This is a genomic window from Ensifer sp. (genome assembly GCF_035999135.1).
GTDB lineage: Bacteria > Pseudomonadota > Alphaproteobacteria > Rhizobiales > Rhizobiaceae > Ensifer.
Genome location: NZ_DASYGZ010000240.1, coordinates 1 through 2033, shown reverse-complemented (window position 1 = coordinate 2033; position 2033 = coordinate 1). Strand labels below are relative to the sequence as shown.

3 protein-coding genes are annotated in these 2033 nt (G+C 62.9%); 1 reads left to right on the top strand and 2 read right to left on the bottom strand.

Translation table 11 applies throughout. The annotated features are described in order from the left end of the window. Positions 1 to 82: 82 nt before the first annotated feature. Positions 83 to 763, top strand: coding sequence for a thiol:disulfide interchange protein TlpA (gene tlpA, locus VGO12_RS31305; RefSeq protein ID WP_327516634.1), 681 nt, complete (start codon positions 83 to 85; stop codon positions 761 to 763). Positions 764 to 834: 71 nt separating this feature from the next. Here the strand turns inward: tlpA and VGO12_RS31300 are convergent, their stop codons facing one another. Continuing rightward, on the bottom strand, positions 835 to 1707 hold the full coding sequence (locus VGO12_RS31300; RefSeq protein WP_034806743.1) for a 3-hydroxybutyryl-CoA dehydrogenase: 873 nt from the start codon (positions 1705 to 1707) through the stop codon (positions 835 to 837). Between the two features lie 154 nt (positions 1708 to 1861). Further along, a partial coding sequence (locus VGO12_RS31295) for an electron transfer flavoprotein subunit alpha/FixB family protein (RefSeq protein WP_208601684.1) occupies positions 1862 to 2033 on the bottom strand: 172 nt, incomplete at its 5' end.

Sequence of the window (2033 nt, the reverse complement as noted above, 5' to 3'; positions counted from 1 at the left end):
AAGCGACCGCCCCACATCTGGTTGGAGGATTTCGTCTCGGAATTGCCGTCAGCCATGAAGAATGCCCGCCTTGGAGAATGAAATGCCCGACCAGAAGAAATCCCCCCCGGCCGTGAAACTGTTCGCGCTCGCCGCCCTGTTTGGCGTGATCGTCGGTGCGGCAGCGGTATACGTGAAGGAGACCGGGTCTGGCAATGCCGACACGGCCGAAACGGCTCAAACGGCGAGCGCAAGCTGCCCGCTGACCTCGGCCAAGGTCGCCGCGCTGACACCGTTCATGAAGGGCCAGGTGGCGGCCATGTCACCGGCCTCGACGCCGCGACCGATCGCGCTCGACTTCAACGGCCCGGACGGCAAGCCGACCAACGTCCCGGCTTTTGCCGGCAAGACGCTGCTCGTCAATCTCTGGGCGACCTGGTGCGTGCCCTGCCGCGAGGAAATGCCGGCGCTGAACGCCCTGCAGAAGTCGCTCGGCAGCGACAAGTTCGAGGTGGTGGCGATCAACATCGATGTCGGCGACGACGAGAAGCCTAAGGCGTTCCTCGACGAGACCGCCGTGCACGAGCTCGGCTACTACCGCGATGCCTCGATGGGCGTGTTCAACGCCATGAAGAAGGAAGGCCTGGCCTTCGGCCTGCCGGCGACCCTTCTCCTCGACGACAAGGGCTGCCTGATCGGCTCGATGAACGGCCCGGCCGCCTGGGACAGCGACGACGCCAAGGCGCTGATCAGTGCCGCACTCACGCCGGCCGCCGGAAGCTGATCGCAGTTTGCGAGCGCGCAAAAACAAAACCCGGCGGATCGCCGGGTTTTTCATGCCTGAGGCTCGCCAGATTAACGGGTCGGAACCGGCACTTCGCCGCGATAGTCGTAGAAGCCGCGGCCGGACTTGCGGCCGAGCCAGCCAGCCTCGACATACTTCACCAGCAGCGGGCAGGGTCGATACTTCGAGTCCGCCAGGCCGTCATAGAGCACCTGCATGATCGACAGGCAGGTGTCGAGGCCAATGAAATCGGCCAGCTGCAGCGGGCCCATCGGATGGTTGGCGCCGAGCTTCATGGCCGTGTCGATCGCCTCGACGCTGCCGACACCTTCGTAAAGCGTGTAGATCGCCTCGTTGATCATCGGCAGCAGGATGCGGTTGACGATGAAGGCGGGGAAGTCTTCGGCGACGGTCACGGTCTTGTCGAGCGTCGCGACAAATTCCTTGGCGGTCTTGAACGTCTGCTCGTCGGTGGCGATGCCGCGCACGAGCTCGACCAGCTTCATGACCGGAACCGGGTTCATGAAGTGGATGCCCATGAAATGCTCGGGACGATCGGTGGCCGACGCAAGGCGCGTGATCGACAGCGACGAGGTGTTGGTCGCAAGGATCGCTTCCGGCTTCAGGATCGGACATACCTGGCCGTAGATCTTGCGCTTGATCGTTTCGTCTTCAGTGACGGCTTCGATCACCAGGTCGGCCTGCGACAGGTCGTTGATATCGGACGAACCCTTGATCAGCGCCAGCGCCGCCTTGCGCGCCTCGTCGGTCATCTTGCCGGAGGACACCTGGCGGGCGAGGTTGCCGTTGACGGTGGCAAGGCCTGCTTCGATCCGTTCAGCGGCGAGATCGTAGATCTGCACCTTGTATCCGGCGATTGCCGAAACGTGCGCGATGCCACAGCCCATTTGCCCGGCACCAATAATTCCGACCGTCTTGATCATCGCGGCGAACATCCATCTTCAAAAGGTTGGCGGTGGGGCCGCCATCAGACATGCAAAACCGGGCCGGCTTGGCCGGCCCGGTAGATTGTTAATGCCAAGTCCGCGCTTTTGCCAGCCCTTTTCACGGGGGCGGCGGATGGCATCGGCCTGGCGCTTACAGGGCCTTCTGCAACTCCGGCAGAGCGTCGAAGAGATCGGCAACCAGGCCGTAGTCGGCGACCTGGAAGATCGGCGCTTCTTCGTCCTTGTTGATCGCGACGATAACCTTCGAGTCCTTCATGCCGGCGAGATGCTGGATCGCACCGGAGATGCCGCAGGCAATGTAG

Excerpts from the sequence above, each read along its gene's own strand:
- tlpA (WP_327516634.1), top strand. The coding sequence starts at position 83 with ATGCCCGACCAGAAGAAATCCCCCCCGGCCGTGAAACTGTTCGCGCTC.
- VGO12_RS31300 (WP_034806743.1), bottom strand. The coding sequence starts at position 1,707 with ATGATCAAGACGGTCGGAATTATTGGTGCCGGGCAAATGGGCTGTGGC.